Here is a 15,525-nt window from a genome sequence, read left to right as displayed (position 1 = left end):
AACCTCCTGATATATGTTAATTTGTGGGCATATTCATGTATATGACTAAATGGATTATAGCATAATCTAATAAAATATGCTATATTTTTTCGTAAAACCTGAGTTTAGCGAATAGAAATATATAGACTAAAATACATTCCAACTGCACTGCTTTCACTGATTCTTACGACTCTCTAAGCAAAAATCTAAACAGAAAACGCATATAGAATCTATCATTTAATAGAATCTATATGCGTTTATCAAGAACATCTAATTCCTTGTTTAATTGAGATTAGTCACTTCATAATATGGTATTACCAGGTTGGTTCCGGCTACTATCGATGAATCGTTGTTCAGATTGTTGATCGAGACAACTTCATCGATATAATCCTGGGTTGATGTATATTCATCAGTCATATACTTCTGGGCTATATCCCAAAGTGAATCGCCAGACTCAACGGATATACATGTGTAATACTTGGTGCTGGCATTGGTGGCATCAGCTTCGGATGCATCCATGTGTGTGATCGAAACATATAATACTGCTGCTATGATTATGGCTACAATTATTGTCACCTTTTTATTGCTAATGAAATTAAATAATCTATTCATCTCTATCCCTCCTGAACGTATGTTTGTTACTATGTTCGTATTATATCGAACAGATGTTTTGTTGTCAAGTGGTTTTCGAACACTTGTACGACTGCAGTTCGTATTGTAACTCTGAATCCTTAATACTCCTATATTATGCACTATCAAGTGTCCATTTTTATTCCCACGAAAGAATAGATCCGGTCAAGAATATTCAAAACAAAGCAAAATTAAAACAGAACATTCGTTTGCAATATCAGAACATATGTGCTATCATATTTTGTATATAACAGATTATGTTAAATAGAATTTATTTGTGGAGGTTCAATATACATGGGAAAAGGAAAGATATCTGATAAGCAGACAGAGATTTTGGAATATATCAAGGAAGAACAGCTTAAGAAGGGCTATCCACCTTCAGTAAGAGAGATCTGCAAGGCTGTTGGACTCAAGTCTACATCATCAGTACATGCTCATCTCGCATCTCTTGAGGAGAACGGATATATAAGGCGTGATCCAACAAAACCAAGGGCTATAGAGATAATAGATGATGATTTTGCATTGTCAAGGCGTGAGGTTATTAATATACCTGTTGTTGGACAGGTTGCAGCTGGACTTCCTATCCTTGCCACACAGAATATTATGGATTATTTTCCTATTCCACCGGAATATTTACATAACACCAATAATCAGACATTCATGCTTCGCGTTAAGGGCGAAAGTATGATCAACATCGGAATCAACGATGGTGATCTCCTTATTGTTGAACAATGCTCTTCTGCTTCCAATCGTGATATTGTGGTTGCACTTATCGATGACGGGGCTACAGTAAAGAGATATTTTAAGGAGAATGGTCATATAAGACTTCAGCCGGAGAATGATTATATGGATCCAATTATCGTAGGCCACTGCGATATACTCGGAAAGGTTATCGGATTATTTAGGCAGATGTAATTACAATATAATATAATAAATCCATTAAGAAAGAGATCCCCAGGTCAACATACGTCAGCAACATTTACGTATATGACCTGGGGATCAATTTATGTCATATTTTTTAAGAGGGGGCTTATTAAAAGTAAATTAACTTCAAAAATAGTTAATTTATATCAACTTGTTAATTACATTATACCAATTAATTAGCTTATTTCAAGTCTAAATCCAACAAAAATAGGCTAAAAAACCATAAAGCAGTTTTTTAGCCTATTAGCTTAATGTATATTTAGCCTATTTTTAAGTAATCACATTTTAGTATATGTGCTTATCAGCATTCTGTTCTGCTATCTGTTTGAATTCCTTGAAATGAGCCTGGAATAATAATACCACCTTTGGATCAAACTGTTTACCACTCTGGCTTACTATCTCGGTATAAGCCTCCTCCATAGACCAGCCTTTCTTGTAGTATCTTGCTGATGTAAGGGCATCGAATACATCACATACAGCCATAAGCCTACTGATATATGCGATCTCTTCTCCCTTCATATGCAGATATCCAGAGCCATCCCACTTCTCATGATGTTCCTTGGCGATCGTTCTTGCAATCTGAAGGATCTGTCCCGGACATTTTGAGAGAAGTGCGTCGCCATATAATACATGACTCTTCATAATGGCGAACTCCTCATCTGTAAGACGGGAAGGTTTGTTGAGTATTTCTTCGCTGATCATCAGTTTGCCGATATCGTGCATCATGGCTGCGGTTGAAAGCATGTCAACATAATCGTCATCAAAACCGGATGCCTTTCCAAGAACCTCCATGTATTTTGCAACTCTCTTGATGTGCTCACCTGTTGATTTTGACTTGCTCTCAGAGAGCTCGGCAAACGCATATATGAGTTCCTTCTGATTAGTCTTGACCTCTTCAGCATGGTCTATAACATTATTGAGCATTGTTGAGTTTCTTGATACTATGAAATATGATACAAATGACATGATAAAAATGGCTATAACACATGGCGCTATGACCAGTATCATATTGTCAGCAAAATCATCATGTGCGGGTGGAATAACAAGATCACATAATCTGTAATTGACTATATCTGCAGCGAATACACCGACTGTAGATAAAAGCGCAGTATAGAGAACCATTGTCTTGTTATAATAAAGGGAAGCTACAAGCATAGGAAATATCCAGACGATCATAGCTGTGTACGATAAAGTTGTATTGAGTATGGAGCATATGAGTACAGCCAATGCAATTACCACATATTTTATACATTTGCCCTCATTGTTCTTAAGTAGATCAATAAAAATCGTAGGTATAAGGGTCAGAATACAGCATACTCCCATGCAGGAACACAGGAGCACTATATTGCACTGCCCTCCAATATATGTAAATACCCAGTACAAAAGTATCAATATAGCAAAAAGCCTCATACATTTGGAGGCAATATGATTGATCTTGATATAATTGTCGCTTAATAGCCTGTTACTCTCCATGTTTTAATCCCCAAATTCTTACTTGCAACCCAATCTTATTTTAAACTGAATATCTTATATGCTGTCCAGAGATACAATATCTCCGTCACTCCATATCTTCTCTATGTTATAGAATCTTCTTGATTCTTCAGAAAATATATGGATTATTATATCATAATAATCCAGCAAAATCCATCCACCTTCAGAATATCCCTCCACTCCCTTGTGGGAATATCCAGCTTCGTGCATATTGTCCTCAACATTATCGCTGAGTGCCTGAACCTGTTTTTTATTTGTTCCGTCAGCTATCACTATATAATCACATAAGGTTGAAATTCTGCTTATGTCTATGATCTTAATGTCAAATGCTTTTTTATCCTCAAGAGCAGCACATGCTATCTTGAGCATCTCTCTGGAATCTGCCATATTAGTCCTCACTGTTCAATGATGTATAATATTTATATGTCCGGACAGACATTTCGTCCGTGTCTCCACAGCTGCCACTGTCCAGATAAGTTAAAGTATTCTTTAATATGTGGGCCACCGAAGCGTCAATATCGGAGAATGCCTCATTTCTTATTTCATCTATCTCCGGCAAAGGCTTACGGTTCGGCTCTATATAGTCAGCCACAAAAACAATCTTTTCCAGAAGCGACATAGCCGGTCTTCCAGTGGTATGGAATTCTATAGCCGATCGGATGTCCTCATCGTCAACTCCGTATTTTTCTCTTGCGTAATATGCTCCCAGCTTTGCGTGTAAAAGCTCAGGGTTAGCAAATTCGACCTGGCTTATTGGAAGTCCGTGTTTTTGGCATCTTGCTATCTTCTCGTCTGCAGGCAGACATTTGGCGCAGTCATGTAGAAGTCCGGCAGTCAAAGCTTTGTTCACATCTGCTCCGTGAACCATGGCCAGGCAGCCTGATACATATTCCACACCAAGTGAATGTTCAAATCTTTTCTTTGTGAGCTTGTTTTCAAGGCGCTCACGCATCTCAAATCTGTTCATCTTATCTCCTATCTGTTGCAAATGTTCAAGTATAAGTAATATTCAATATATGTTGTTATACCTGCCAGATCAAACGTGATATAGACCATTGTCCCTGATATATGTTATCACGCTATCGGGAACCATATCCCTGATATCTTCTCCTGACCGCACAGCAGCTCTTATATCACTTGAGGATATATCGTGCTGGTGGATGTATTCCCGGCGGATATCAGAAGCCGGAAACAGACTGTGCAGGCTTGCTATCTTGTCGTTGATCATATCCTCAGAAGCTCCACTTCTTGTTGTGACAAGCAGCGTTGCATGCCTTGATATGATGTCAGGTCTGTGCCAGTGGTCAAAATACATAATGGAATCCCCGCCCATGATAAAATACCAGTGAACGTCAGGATATAACTCATGAAGGGCCTCAAGCGTATCTGAGGTGTATGTGATCCCGGGACGTCTGAGCTCAAAATCAGAATACTCCAACCCTTTTATGCCATCTATGGCAAGTTTTATCATGTTGACCCGGTGATCTGTTGTAACTTCGTTGGAAATATCTTTATAACCAGGCTTATTGTTGGGCATCACAAGCACTTTATCCAGTCTAAACTGTTCCAATGCCTGTACGCCAAGCTCTATATGTCCATAGTGTATAGGATTGAATGTTCCGCCGAGTATACCTACATGTCCTGCTTTTTGTGCCAGCATGGCGTATTCCCCCTATGGAAGTTCAATCTTCTTATGTTCCTTTGACTCCTTGTACAGAACGATCTTTCTGCCGATCACCTGAACTACCTGTGAGTGGGTTCTCTCACCGAGCATAGCTGCTATCTCACGAGGATCGTCAAGACAGTTCTTGAGAACAGAGATCTTGATTAGTTCTCTCGCCTCAAGAGCCTCTGCAACAGATTCTGTGAACTCAGGTGTGAGTGATGATTTGCCTATGTTGAGTATAGGCTGGATGGTCTGTGCCAGCCCCTTTAAATATGCTCTCTGTTTGCTATTCATACGTGTTTATTCCTTTACTTATAATAATCAAATTCAAGGAAATACATTCTTACAGTATCTCCGTCTACACAGCCAAGCTCCTCAAGCTGTGCAAGTATTCCATTGTCTCTGAGGAACTTCTGGAAGAAATCAAAGCCCTTCTCAGATTCAAGGTTCGTATATCCGAGCATCTTCTCGATTCGTGGACCCTCGACGATATATACACCCTCCTCCTCGTCTGACTTTCTGACTTCAAATGGAAGCTCAGGATCATCCTGCATGGACAGATCTATCTCAGGTTCAAATTCGATGATCTCCCTTGGAGACTGCTTTACAAGGTCATTGACATACCAGAGAAGTTCATTGATACCCTTTCCTGATACTGCAGATATAGGGAATATCTTATATCCTTCATCCTCCGGGAATTCCTCCTTAAGCATCTCTATGACAGTCTCATAGCCCATATCATCCAGAAGATCGACCTTGTTGGCTGCTATAACCTGTGGACGGTTCTCGATGTCTTTATTGTACTTCTTGAGCTCTTCATTGATTACGTGGATATCATTGATCGGATCTCTTCCATCCACCGAGGCTGCATCCACGATGTGGATTATAACCTTTGTACGCTCTATATGTCTTAAGAACTGAAGTCCAAGACCTGTTCCTTCTGACGCACCTTCAATTATGCCTGGAATGTCTGCGATCACGAAGCCGTTCTTATCCCCGAGATCCACCACACCCAGGTTCGGAACTAAAGTGGTAAAATGATATGCCGCGATCTTAGGACGGGCATTCGTAACTCTTGCAAGGAAGGTTGATTTACCTACACTTGGGTATCCGACAAGTCCTACGTCAGCTATACACTTGAGTTCAAGATCTACTGTAAGCTCCTTGGCTGGCTGACCAGGCTGTGCATACTTTGGCGCCTGCATGGTCGAAGTTACATATGTTCTGTTGCCACGGCCACCACGGCCTCCTTTAAGGAAAACAACAGGTTCCTTCTTGTAGGCCATATCGAGAATAACCTTACCTGTCTCTGAATCTTTGACAACAGTTCCAGGTGGAACCTTGAGCACGATATCGGCACCATTGCTGCCATGGCAGTTCTTCTTGCCGCCCTCTTCACCGTCTCCGGCTTTGTATTTTGTCACATGTCTATAGTTAGTGAGCGTGTTCATTCCCTCGTCGACAACAAAGATAACGTCACCGCCATTACCTCCGTCACCGCCGTCAGGACCGCCGTTTGGAACATATTTCTCTCTTCTGAAGGATACATGTCCGTCACCGCCCTTGCCTGATCTCACATATATTCTGGCTCTATCGGCAAACATAATATACCGCCTTTCTATGTCAGATATTCTATACCGAATATTCAATGTCTAAACTACCTGTGTCAAGTTCTGCAGATACATCTGCACACTATTTCATAGTATACCCCATATCTGCACTTTTGTCTGTAAAAAAAGACTGGAATAATAATAATTACTCCAGTCTCTTGATAGTATTACTTATATATATCCAATATTACTCGTTAACTACTGGATAGATAGAAACCTGCTTCTTGTCTCTACCCTTTCTCTCAAATCTAACGATACCATCAGCTGTAGCGAACAGTGTGTCATCTCCGCCGATACCAACGTTAAGACCTGGATGAATCTTTGTTCCACGCTGTCTGTAAAGGATGTTACCAGCCTTTACGAACTGACCGTCAGCTCTCTTAGCGCCAAGTCTCTTGGACTCTGAGTCTCTGCCGTTCTTTGTAGAACCTACACCTTTCTTATGAGCGAAAAACTGAAGTTCCATCTTCATCATGTCAATTACACCTCCTTAAAGGTCATACAAATATAATCGCCATAGGATTCTTCGATTCCGGATATACCGATCACAAGCGCCTGCATCAAAGTCTGTGCCTTGATATCCGGCTCCTCTGTGAATATGAAATCCATATGTCCACTCTCCTGATCGCAGTCAAGTGTGAAATTCACATCTGAAAGCTTCTCAACAGAGTTCAGGATGGTTATCGTGATCGCTGAAACTGCGCTACAGACGATATCTTGTCCAGGATCATCATATTCCGCATGTCCATCTGTCTTAAATCCTATATATTCCGAATTGCTGTTCTGATAAATAACTACATCAATCATGTCTTATAATCGATACAATCAATACCAATTAAGCGTTGATCTTCTTGATCTCAACCTTAGTATATGACTGTCTGTGACCATTCTTCTTGTGATAGCCAGTCTTTCTCTTGTACTTGTAAACAATAACTTTCTTAGACTTGCCTTCACCAACTACTGATGCTGTTACAGATGCATTAGCAACTGCATCTCCACACTTAACGTCTGAATCAGTGCTTACTAAGATAACATCATCAAATGTTACTTCGCTTCCAGCCTCTGCTGCGAGCTTCTCAACCTTGATCACGTCTCCTTCAGCTACCTTGTACTGCTTACCGCCTGTTGCTATAATTGCGTACATGGTTAATACCTCCTTAATCAAACTCGCCAGTTTTGGTGGTGTCTGTTGACACACTTATACCTAACTGTGCGGCATACTCATATAATCTACCATTGAGATGATTATTTGTCAATAATTTTCTGATATATTTTTACAATATTTTTTGATTTATTTTCATCAAAGCTTAACCATTTCGTGAAGCGGTCTCTTTAACTTCTTTCTGGTCAGCTCTATAAGTCCAAGCTTGGTGATATCTACGAATTTGGCTGGTACAGGATCGTCTGCCAGCTCTCTTATCAGGGTATCACGTATCCTGAGAATATCATCGGGATTCTTCATGTTTATAAAGTCTATGACTACTATCCCTGACAGATTGCGGAGTCTTAACTGACGGCAGGTTTCGATGGCCGCCTCGGTGTTGACCTTCAGCATGTGCTGTTCCATATCTCTGCCTGATATAGCCTTGCCTGTATTCACATCCACAACTACCATGGCCTCAGTCTGCTGGATTATAAGGTAGGCACCTGACTTAAGCCATACTCTCTCCTTTAGAGCTCCCTCCACTTCTTTATTGAGATTGTAGATTGCCGTAAGCGGACATTCTGTATCGGTATGAAGCGTTAAGTCTATTGTTCCAGGCTGTTTTTTCTCTATGTAATCCTCAAATACGTGGAATATTTCTTCATCATCGGTTACCAGTGAATCTAGCTTATTACTTCCCATGAAAGTTATGTTTTCTATATATTCCGGTGGATTCCGGTACAGACAGGAAAAGCATTTTCTGGTTGCTGCGGCCTTCAGGATCTGTGTGAGACGACCGCCCAGCTCATTCAGTTCACGTTTTATGAGTTCAGGGTCCGCATCCACAGCATTTGTCCTAATGATACAACCTATACCCGCCGGGAGGGTATTTCGCGCGATGTCCTTAAGCTCGTCCCGGAGCTTTCTGCTGCTTATCTTGTTCGATACACCGATCTGTTCCCCGGTGTGGACCACACAGTAATCCCCGCGGAGGGTGAGCTCCGATGAACCAACAGGGTTCTTGGTCTTGACTGCGTCACGGCTGATCTGAACGACTATCTCATCGCCGATCCTGAGCTTTGTGTGCTCCCTGCCATCGGCGTATATAATATCATTGTCATCCAGACTGTAGTAGCAGGGAAGTCTGTCACCGTAATCCACGAAGCAGGCATTTATATTGTTTACGATGTTGGCCACCTTGCCCACATAGATATTGCCGAGGACTGTACTGCCCTCTGACAGGTTAAGATCTGTGACTTTGCCATCCTGTATAACAGCCTGTAATATTTTGTTGTCGTAGTGTGTAACTACCAGCTTTCTCATGTGATATTCCCCTTATAATCTTTCAAATATACGGTCAGGCAGACTCTTAGAATGGTGAACCGGCCTTGTATAGAGGTATTATATTGCCATCAGGGCCATCCATGTACGTCTCCAGTCTGTGAATATGATAATGGAACTGGTTGTGACTGACATCCGCATACGCGCAGAGAGCCTGCATGACGAGCTCCGGCTTGAGGTTGTATTCACTTCCGGTTGACAGCAGCATATATATCTGATCGTCCCTCAGCTCGCAGGTCATGATACCAGGTTTTATATTCTCCTCGCGTTCGCTCTTCTTTGTCTTTTTCAGAATGATGATCTGATCCTGCGACATGAAGGATTCCACACTGTCCAGTATATTATGACGTTCTTCAGTTCCTGCTTTGTCAAGGAATGAGATGACATAGTCCGATGCTGACACAACTGACATGGAGTTCTTTGCATCATCGGGAAGAAGTACACACTCAGTGACCTTCATCTCATCAACCGATACGGCATTCAATGCGTCGATCATCTCTCTGGATGTTGTAACGGATTCAAATTCTCCGTCAAAGTATTCGCCATCAGAAGTGATCCCCATGGCCAGCGGAGCGGCAAACGAGATGATCTGGTGAGGCGAATATCCCTTGGAATAGCTCACATCCAGACCGGCACGTCTTATCTCCTTCTGGAAATATCTCATAACGTCAAGGTGTCCTATAAATCTGAGGTTACCGAGCTTGGAGTATTTAATTCTTATTTTCAAAACATACACCTCCTCCAAATCTTGCGGCACCACAGCCGGAACACTGCTGTCTGCAGTTAGGGGTTACCTTTTCGTTCTGGGCGTTCTCCCACTCTCTCTCAAGGAACTTTCTTGTGACTCCTATATCAATGAAATCCCACGGAAGTATCTCATCAACATTTCTGTCCCTGTATGTGTAGAAATCTATATCCAGACCGTGCTTTGCCATGGCGTTGTCCCAGTTTTCTTTTTTGAAGAACTCTGTCCATGCGTCAAATATCTGACCGGCCTTATAGACATCATATATTACATCGCAGAGCTTCCTGTCGCCTCGAGCAAGCAGTCCCTCAAGTATGGTGATATCTGCTTCGTGGTACTGGAACTTAAGACTCTTATGGTTTTTCTCTGCGCGGAATCTGTCCTTCACAAAGTATGCACGCTTGACAAATTCCTCAGGCCTTATCATCGGAGCCCACTGGAACGGAGTAAATGGCTTTGGCACAAAATATGATGCCGATGCGGTGACCATGACACGTCCATTTCGTTCTTCTCTTGGGATATTTGCAAAGAAAAGCTCAGTGATCTCCTCCGACAGGTCTGCAATCCCGGCAATATCGTCATATGTCTCAGTAGGAAGGCCCATCATGAAGTACAGCTTCACCTTATCCCAGCCGCCTTTGAAGGCCTTCAAGGCACCATCCATTATGTTCTCCTTTGTGAGACCCTTGTTTATAACATTTCTGAGTCTCTGCGTTCCTGCCTCAGGGGCAAATGTAAGTGAACTCTTCTTCACATCCTGGATCTTGCTCATGACATCCAGAGAAAAGGCGTCTATACGGAGCGATGGCAGAGAGATATTTACATGCTCATTGTCCATCTTCTCGATCAGGCAGTCTGTGAGCTCCGGAAGCTCCTCGTAATCACTCGACGACAGACTGCTGAAGGTTATCTCCTCGTGTCCTGTACTTGCCAGCATTTTCTCAGCATAGCCCTTTAACAGATTGACATCCTTAGGTCTGGTTGGTCTGTAAATCATTCCAGCCTGGCAGAATCTGCAGCCTCTTATACATCCGCGCATGATCTCAAGAACAACTCTGTCCTGAGTGAGCTTCATGAATGACACAACAGGCTTCTCTGGGTATGTGACTTTGCTGTGATCCATGACGACCGTCTTGGTTATCGTGGCAGGCACATCTTCAAATCTAGGAGCAAATGAAGCTATCGTGCCATCTTCCTTGTATGTGACTTCATAGAGCTCAGGAACGTATAATCCCGGAATGTTGGACACCTTTATGAGAAATTCTTCCCTGGTCATATCAGAGTGCTTATACACCTTGTAAAGCTCCAGAAGTGCATCATATGATACTTCGCCCTCACCCATATAGAATATGTCAAAGAAGTCTGCTATAGGCTCAGGATTGTATGAGCATGGGCCTCCGCCTATAACAAGTGTGTCTCCCTTTTTTCTGTCTCTTGTACGGAGTGGGATCCCTGCCAGATCAAGCACCTGAAGAATATTGGTGTAACACATCTCGTACTGGAGTGTTATTCCAAGGAAATCAAAATCCTTTATAGGATCCTGGGATTCCAGCGCGAACAGAGGGATGTCATGTTCTCTCATCTCCGCGTCCAGATCAGGCCATGGCGAATAAACTCTTTCACACCATGTGTCCTCTCTCCTGTTGAACATATCGTACAGTATCTGAATTCCGAGATGGGACATACCTATCTCGTATACATCAGGAAAACACATGCAGAAACGCACATCAACCTTGTCCTTGTCCTTCATAACACTGTTGTATTCTCCACCTATATATCTGGCGGGCTTTTCAACCTTCATCAGTATTTCATCCGGTAAAGCTAATCTTCTCATAAAATAATATCCTTAAATAATTTTCTTGTGATCATATTATCTGATATCTCCAAATGGAAATATTCAATTACAGCAAAAGAGATGCGCACGGAATTTCCGTATTCAGTGCGCATCCTCTATATATCTATATCGTATCAGGAACTGTGATCCTATACCGCATTATCCAATATTAGTTTTTGAAACTATGGATAGGGGCTGGAATACGTCCACCTCTGTTGACAAACTTATCACATGCAAATCTGTTGACAGGCATGATAGGTGCGTATCCGAGAAGTCCGCCAAATTCAGCCTGATCTCCAACCGTCTTACCGATAACAGGGATAAGTCTTACAGCGGTTGTCTTCTGGTTGATCATACCAAGAGCCATCTCATCAGCGATAATTCCTGATATGGTTGCAGGTGATGTATCACCAGGAATTGCTATCATATCAAGACCTACTGAACATACACATGTCATGGCCTCAAGTTTCTCAAGAGTTAATGCTCCTGCGGAAACTGCATCGATCATTCTCTGGTCCTCAGATACAGGGATGAATGCACCGGAGAGTCCTCCGACGTATGATGAAGCCATAACTCCACCCTTCTTAACCTGATCGTTGAGGAGCGCAAGTGCTGCTGTTGTACCAGGAGCTCCGGCGTATTCAAGACCGATCTCCTCGAGAATCTCACCTACACTGTCTCCGACTGCAGGAGTAGGGGCAAGTGACAGGTCAACTATACCAAATGGTACGCCGAGCATCTTGGATGCCTCTTTTGCAACGAGCTGTCCAACTCTGGTTACCTTGAAAGCTGTCTTCTTGATGGTCTCGCAGAGTTCCTCAAAGTTTTCTCCTCTTACCTTCTCAAGGGCTTTCTTTACAACACCAGGGCCGCTGACTCCAACATTGATGACACAGTCTCCCTCGGTAACACCGTGGAATGCACCGGCCATAAATGGGTTGTCATCAGGTGCGTTACAGAATACTACAAGCTTTGCACAACCGATGGAATCTGCTTCCTTGGTGAGCTCGGCAGTGTCTTTGATCATCTCTCCGAGAATCTTGACTGCATCCATATCTATACCGGTTTTGGTTGAACCTACATTTATGGAGCTGCACACCTTTCCTGTGCTTGAGAGTGCTTCAGGAATTGAACGGATAAGAAGCTCATCGGCAGGAGTCATGCCCTTATTTACAAGTGCTGAATATCCTCCGATGAAGTTGACTCCTATGGTGTCTGCAGCCTTGTCAAGAGCCTTTGCTATCTTTACAAAATCTCCGGTGGTCTTACATACGGAACCACCAACCAGTGCTATAGGTGTTACAGAAACTCTCTTGTTGACGATTGGTATACCATATCTTCTTGATATCTCCTGACCTGTTGATACAAGATCCTTGGCATATGTTGTTATCTTGTTATATATCTTTGTACATGTATCATCCACATCTGTGCCTACACAATCCAAAAGACTGATTCCCATTGTGATGGTACGAACATCCAGATTCATGTCTGAGATCATCTTATTGGTCTCGATTACTTCATTTATGCTAATCATGTATATCCTCTTTTCTGTCTGTCAGACTGTATATTATTAGATTCTGTGCATTGTCTCAAAGATCTTCTCGTGCTGTACCTTTATCTGTACTCCAATCTCTTCTCCAATCTGTCCGAGCTCTGATGCGATGAGCTCTGTTGATTTGGATGACTCCTGTGTATCAACCACCATCATCATGTTGAAGTACCCTGCAACTATAGTCTGTGATATGTCAAGTATATTGATCTGGTTGTTTGCCAGATATACACATACCTTAGCTGTGATTCCCACGCTGTCCTTACCTACTACAGTTATGATTCTCTTTTTCATTTTATTTATCCTCCTTGTTGATGATGGAGCCTGTACATACAGAACCCATCTTTATTCACTCCTAAAAATCAGCCTACGCCTCTATGGAAGCCATAGGCATGTCTCTTCTGGCTACTGCCAGCCCAAATTCCCTTACATCGTTGGCGTATGAATTATTTTCAAGCTCCAGCTTGACTGTCTCGTATGCCAGCTCTTCAAAATTGTTCTCCTTGCTCAGATGTCCCAGAAGGATACCCTTCACATGGTCATTCAGAAGTTTGTATATGAGCTGCCCTGACAATTCGTTGGACAGATGACCATAGTTGCCAAGGATTCGTCTCTTGAGATAATAAGGATATGGTCCCGCCTCAAGCATTCTGACATCATGATTGGCCTCAACTACCATTATATCTGAGTTGTCAAGCTTATCTACAATATAATCATTATAATTGCCCATATCAGTCGCTATGGACACTTTTTTGCCATCTCCATACAGGCTGTAGCATACCGGATCCGCTGCGTCATGCCAGATGGATGACGGATCAACGGTTATATCCTTTATCAGTATCTTTTCATCAGGACGAATCTCATGAAACAGTCCCTCATCGATACTGCCAAGGGAGGTCATCTTCTTCATCTCAGCTATGGTTCCTGCAGTGGCATATATAGGAACACCGTGCTTTCTTGCCAGAACACCTATGCCCTTCACATGATCTATATGCTCATGCGTTACAAGAACACCATCGAGTTCAGACGGCTTTATTCCCTCATCCTTAAGGGCGTTTTCAACCCTCTTGCAGCTTATGCCTACATCCACAAGAAGATGGGTAGCGCTATTGCCGACGTAATAGCAGTTACCGCTGCTACCGCTTGCTATACTTAGTAATTTCATAATCTACTCTTCTGTTGTAATTTATTTGTACCATGTGACTGTGCGGTCCATGGTCTGAGATCCATATGACTGTAATATCTTCTGTCAAAGCCCTCAAGCTCACCGAGATTCACAGCAGTCAGGGTCTCTTTAAACGCATATATTCTATCAATAAAACTCTTATCAATCAAGCACTTATGTGCTCCGTGCAGGGATGTATTTCCTACAAATTCTGATTTTCCCTGAAAACTGTCCGGAAAAAGTCCAAGGCTTACCGCACTTGATATATTAAGACTGCACCCGAAGCCTCCTGCCAGATATACACGTGATACGTCCTCTGCCGTTATCCCCGCCATATCCATGAGGGATTCTATACCTGCACATATGGCTGCCTTTGCAAGGAGAAAGCTTCTGATCATATCCATGTCAATTGTCACTCCACCTGCAAGTCTGTAGCCTCCGTCTATATACTGATCAACCAGGACTCCATCGTCATTCACTATGTGTAGCAAATTAAGTCTGTTCAGCAGATCAAAGGCTGTGGTTGGAGCTGCAACACCTCTCCTCAGCATTCCCTCAAATGCCGGACCACATGCACATGAGGTGGCATAACCGATGCCCTGCTTTGCAAGTATAAGCTCTCCATTTGTTCCGAGATCTGCAAACAACTGATATTTGTCAGACCTGTCAATGTTACAGACGACTGCACCGCACAATGCGTCAGCTCCAACAAATGCGCTGAGGTTAGGAAGACATGTGACTTCCGCACTGCAAAATCTTTCATCATCAAAGAAATCCTTCCCTGATACTGTTATACTGTCAGGATTCCTGATCTCAAATGGTGCATGCCCGAGATTGTCCAGAAGCAGCCGCTCCAGTATTGCATTCATGGTGGTGTTTCCGGAAATAATTATCCTTGATATATCTGCAGGGGCATACCCCATTCCGGCCAACTCTGAGGAAATCCTTGTGACTACTGAGCTTCTGAGCTTTGCCAGTCCATCTTCTGTGGAGCCTGTTCGGATCCTTGATATGACATCGCTGCCATATTCAATTTGCGGATTCATAAATCCACATCTGTCCGTGACACTTCCATCAGACATATCTATCTGTTCTATGGCGATGGTGGTGGTGCCTAAATCTATAGCTATGCCTATATCACGACCATCGCCATTATATACGTTGTTGGATTCAGCAGCACCCTTGTACGAAGCAAGGACTGACATGTTATCCTCAACTATGGTTACCTGTATGTTATCAGTGATAGTGTAGGTACAGCTTTTTACCGTGCCCGCACCTTTTACATCCACCAGACATCTCTGACACCTTCCAAGACCTCCGCAGTTTCCACTGAACACATATCCGGCGCTGCACAGCACCTTGAACAGATTGTCACCGCGTCTGCAGGCGATTATTTTGTTGTCATTTACGGTTAAAGTGAGTTCATCGTTAATCATCGATATCAACT

18 protein-coding genes are annotated in these 15,525 nt (G+C 42.6%); 1 reads left to right on the top strand and 17 read right to left on the bottom strand.

The window, feature by feature from the left end; genetic code table 11:
• Positions 1–261: 261 nt before the first annotated feature.
• Positions 262–591: a cell division suppressor protein YneA gene (yneA, locus tag ARA78_RS03010; RefSeq protein WP_055279950.1), complete on the bottom strand. Its 330-nt coding sequence runs from the start codon at positions 589–591 to the stop codon at positions 262–264.
• A 312-nt stretch (positions 592–903) separates the two neighbouring features.
• Between yneA and lexA the strand changes: the two genes are divergently transcribed.
• Positions 904–1,524, top strand: a complete 621-nt coding sequence (lexA, locus tag ARA78_RS03005; RefSeq protein WP_055272991.1) for a transcriptional repressor LexA — start codon at positions 904–906, stop codon at positions 1,522–1,524.
• Positions 1,525–1,818: 294 nt separating this feature from the next.
• Here lexA and ARA78_RS03000 read toward each other — a convergent pair whose 3' ends face one another.
• The 16 genes from ARA78_RS03000 to ARA78_RS02925 form a co-directional block, all read right to left on the bottom strand.
• Positions 1,819–3,006: an HD-GYP domain-containing protein gene (locus ARA78_RS03000; RefSeq protein WP_055222651.1), complete on the bottom strand. Its 1,188-nt coding sequence runs from the start codon at positions 3,004–3,006 to the stop codon at positions 1,819–1,821.
• A 54-nt stretch (positions 3,007–3,060) separates the two neighbouring features.
• Positions 3,061–3,411 carry a ribosome silencing factor gene (gene rsfS / locus ARA78_RS02995; protein ID WP_022216461.1) on the bottom strand — a complete coding sequence of 117 codons (351 nt, stop codon included), beginning with the start codon at positions 3,409–3,411 and terminating at the stop codon, positions 3,061–3,063.
• A 1-nt stretch (position 3,412) separates the two neighbouring features.
• Complete coding sequence (gene yqeK, locus ARA78_RS02990; RefSeq protein ID WP_082419750.1) at positions 3,413–3,991, bottom strand: bis(5'-nucleosyl)-tetraphosphatase (symmetrical) YqeK; 579 nt, start codon at positions 3,989–3,991, stop codon at positions 3,413–3,415.
• A 69-nt stretch (positions 3,992–4,060) separates the two neighbouring features.
• Entirely contained in the window at positions 4,061–4,684 is a 624-nt protein-coding gene (gene nadD / locus ARA78_RS02985) for a nicotinate (nicotinamide) nucleotide adenylyltransferase (RefSeq protein WP_055222654.1), read from the bottom strand.
• Positions 4,685–4,696: 12 nt separating this feature from the next.
• A complete protein-coding gene (gene yhbY, locus ARA78_RS02980; RefSeq protein ID WP_022216458.1) occupies positions 4,697–4,984 on the bottom strand; it encodes a ribosome assembly RNA-binding protein YhbY in 288 nt (95 codons plus the stop codon).
• Between the two features lie 14 nt (positions 4,985–4,998).
• The gene (gene obgE / locus ARA78_RS02975; protein WP_055144437.1) at positions 4,999–6,294 is read right to left on the bottom strand and encodes a GTPase ObgE; all 1,296 of its coding nucleotides are present in this window, start codon (positions 6,292–6,294) and stop codon (positions 4,999–5,001) included.
• A gap of 193 nt (positions 6,295–6,487) precedes the next feature.
• The gene (gene rpmA / locus ARA78_RS02970; protein ID WP_004850948.1) at positions 6,488–6,775 is read right to left on the bottom strand and encodes a 50S ribosomal protein L27; all 288 of its coding nucleotides are present in this window, start codon (positions 6,773–6,775) and stop codon (positions 6,488–6,490) included.
• Between the two features lie 5 nt (positions 6,776–6,780).
• Positions 6,781–7,107: a ribosomal-processing cysteine protease Prp gene (locus ARA78_RS02965; protein ID WP_015534943.1), complete on the bottom strand. Its 327-nt coding sequence runs from the start codon at positions 7,105–7,107 to the stop codon at positions 6,781–6,783.
• Between the two features lie 28 nt (positions 7,108–7,135).
• Positions 7,136–7,444, bottom strand: coding sequence for a 50S ribosomal protein L21 (rplU, locus tag ARA78_RS02960; RefSeq protein WP_004850943.1), 309 nt, complete (start codon positions 7,442–7,444; stop codon positions 7,136–7,138).
• A 156-nt stretch (positions 7,445–7,600) separates the two neighbouring features.
• Complete coding sequence (locus tag ARA78_RS02955) at positions 7,601–8,767, bottom strand: ribonuclease E/G (protein WP_055144434.1); 1,167 nt, start codon at positions 8,765–8,767, stop codon at positions 7,601–7,603.
• Positions 8,768–8,813: 46 nt separating this feature from the next.
• Entirely contained in the window at positions 8,814–9,521 is a 708-nt protein-coding gene (locus ARA78_RS02950; RefSeq protein WP_242849658.1) for a TIGR03936 family radical SAM-associated protein, read from the bottom strand.
• A complete protein-coding gene (locus tag ARA78_RS02945; RefSeq protein ID WP_055144429.1) occupies positions 9,496–11,364 on the bottom strand; it encodes a TIGR03960 family B12-binding radical SAM protein in 1,869 nt (622 codons plus the stop codon). Before ARA78_RS02945 ends, ARA78_RS02950 begins: the two co-directional genes overlap by 26 nt.
• Positions 11,365–11,533: 169 nt before the next feature.
• Positions 11,534–12,898: a PFL family protein gene (locus tag ARA78_RS02940; protein ID WP_022216453.1), complete on the bottom strand. Its 1,365-nt coding sequence runs from the start codon at positions 12,896–12,898 to the stop codon at positions 11,534–11,536.
• A gap of 36 nt (positions 12,899–12,934) precedes the next feature.
• Positions 12,935–13,207: an ACT domain-containing protein gene (locus ARA78_RS02935; protein ID WP_015534945.1), complete on the bottom strand. Its 273-nt coding sequence runs from the start codon at positions 13,205–13,207 to the stop codon at positions 12,935–12,937.
• Positions 13,208–13,280: 73 nt separating this feature from the next.
• Positions 13,281–14,078: an MBL fold metallo-hydrolase gene (locus tag ARA78_RS02930; protein ID WP_055222661.1), complete on the bottom strand. Its 798-nt coding sequence runs from the start codon at positions 14,076–14,078 to the stop codon at positions 13,281–13,283.
• Positions 14,075–15,514 (bottom strand): ASKHA domain-containing protein, encoded by a 1,440-nt coding sequence (locus ARA78_RS02925; RefSeq protein WP_055280065.1) that lies wholly within the window; start codon positions 15,512–15,514, stop codon positions 14,075–14,077. The genes ARA78_RS02930 and ARA78_RS02925 overlap by 4 nt, the downstream gene beginning before the upstream one ends.
• Positions 15,515–15,525 lie beyond the last annotated feature (11 nt).

Source organism: Coprococcus eutactus (assembly GCF_001404675.1).
GTDB classification, from domain to species: Bacteria; Bacillota; Clostridia; order Lachnospirales; family Lachnospiraceae; genus Coprococcus; species Coprococcus aceti.
The sequence above is the reverse complement of the archived record's forward strand: the minus strand, read 5'-3'. Positions and strand labels throughout refer to the sequence as shown.

What these genes read in the sequence shown, in the direction of transcription:
- ARA78_RS02935 (WP_015534945.1), bottom strand. Translation starts at nt 13,207, where the DNA reads ATGAAAAAGAGAATCATAACTGTAGTAGGTAAGGACAGCGTGGGAATC.
- yneA (WP_055279950.1), bottom strand. Translation starts at nt 591, where the DNA reads ATGAATAGATTATTTAATTTCATTAGCAATAAAAAGGTGACAATAATT.
- rplU (WP_004850943.1), bottom strand. Translation starts at nt 7,444, where the DNA reads ATGTACGCAATTATAGCAACAGGCGGTAAGCAGTACAAGGTAGCTGAA.
- yqeK (WP_082419750.1), bottom strand. Translation starts at nt 3,991, where the DNA reads ATGAACAGATTTGAGATGCGTGAGCGCCTTGAAAACAAGCTCACAAAG.
- ARA78_RS03000 (WP_055222651.1), bottom strand. Translation starts at nt 3,006, where the DNA reads ATGGAGAGTAACAGGCTATTAAGCGACAATTATATCAAGATCAATCAT.
- nadD (WP_055222654.1), bottom strand. Translation starts at nt 4,684, where the DNA reads ATGCTGGCACAAAAAGCAGGACATGTAGGTATACTCGGCGGAACATTC.
- ARA78_RS02925 (WP_055280065.1), bottom strand. Translation starts at nt 15,514, where the DNA reads ATGATTAACGATGAACTCACTTTAACCGTAAATGACAACAAAATAATC.
- lexA (WP_055272991.1), top strand. Translation starts at nt 904, where the DNA reads ATGGGAAAAGGAAAGATATCTGATAAGCAGACAGAGATTTTGGAATAT.
- ARA78_RS02940 (WP_022216453.1), bottom strand. Translation starts at nt 12,898, where the DNA reads ATGATTAGCATAAATGAAGTAATCGAGACCAATAAGATGATCTCAGAC.
- obgE (WP_055144437.1), bottom strand. Translation starts at nt 6,294, where the DNA reads ATGTTTGCCGATAGAGCCAGAATATATGTGAGATCAGGCAAGGGCGGT.
- ARA78_RS02965 (WP_015534943.1), bottom strand. Translation starts at nt 7,107, where the DNA reads ATGATTGATGTAGTTATTTATCAGAACAGCAATTCGGAATATATAGGA.
- ARA78_RS02955 (WP_055144434.1), bottom strand. Translation starts at nt 8,767, where the DNA reads ATGAGAAAGCTGGTAGTTACACACTACGACAACAAAATATTACAGGCT.
- yhbY (WP_022216458.1), bottom strand. Translation starts at nt 4,984, where the DNA reads ATGAATAGCAAACAGAGAGCATATTTAAAGGGGCTGGCACAGACCATC.
- rpmA (WP_004850948.1), bottom strand. Translation starts at nt 6,775, where the DNA reads ATGATGAAGATGGAACTTCAGTTTTTCGCTCATAAGAAAGGTGTAGGT.
- rsfS (WP_022216461.1), bottom strand. Translation starts at nt 3,411, where the DNA reads ATGGCAGATTCCAGAGAGATGCTCAAGATAGCATGTGCTGCTCTTGAG.
- ARA78_RS02930 (WP_055222661.1), bottom strand. Translation starts at nt 14,078, where the DNA reads ATGAAATTACTAAGTATAGCAAGCGGTAGCAGCGGTAACTGCTATTAC.
- ARA78_RS02945 (WP_055144429.1), bottom strand. Translation starts at nt 11,364, where the DNA reads ATGAGAAGATTAGCTTTACCGGATGAAATACTGATGAAGGTTGAAAAG.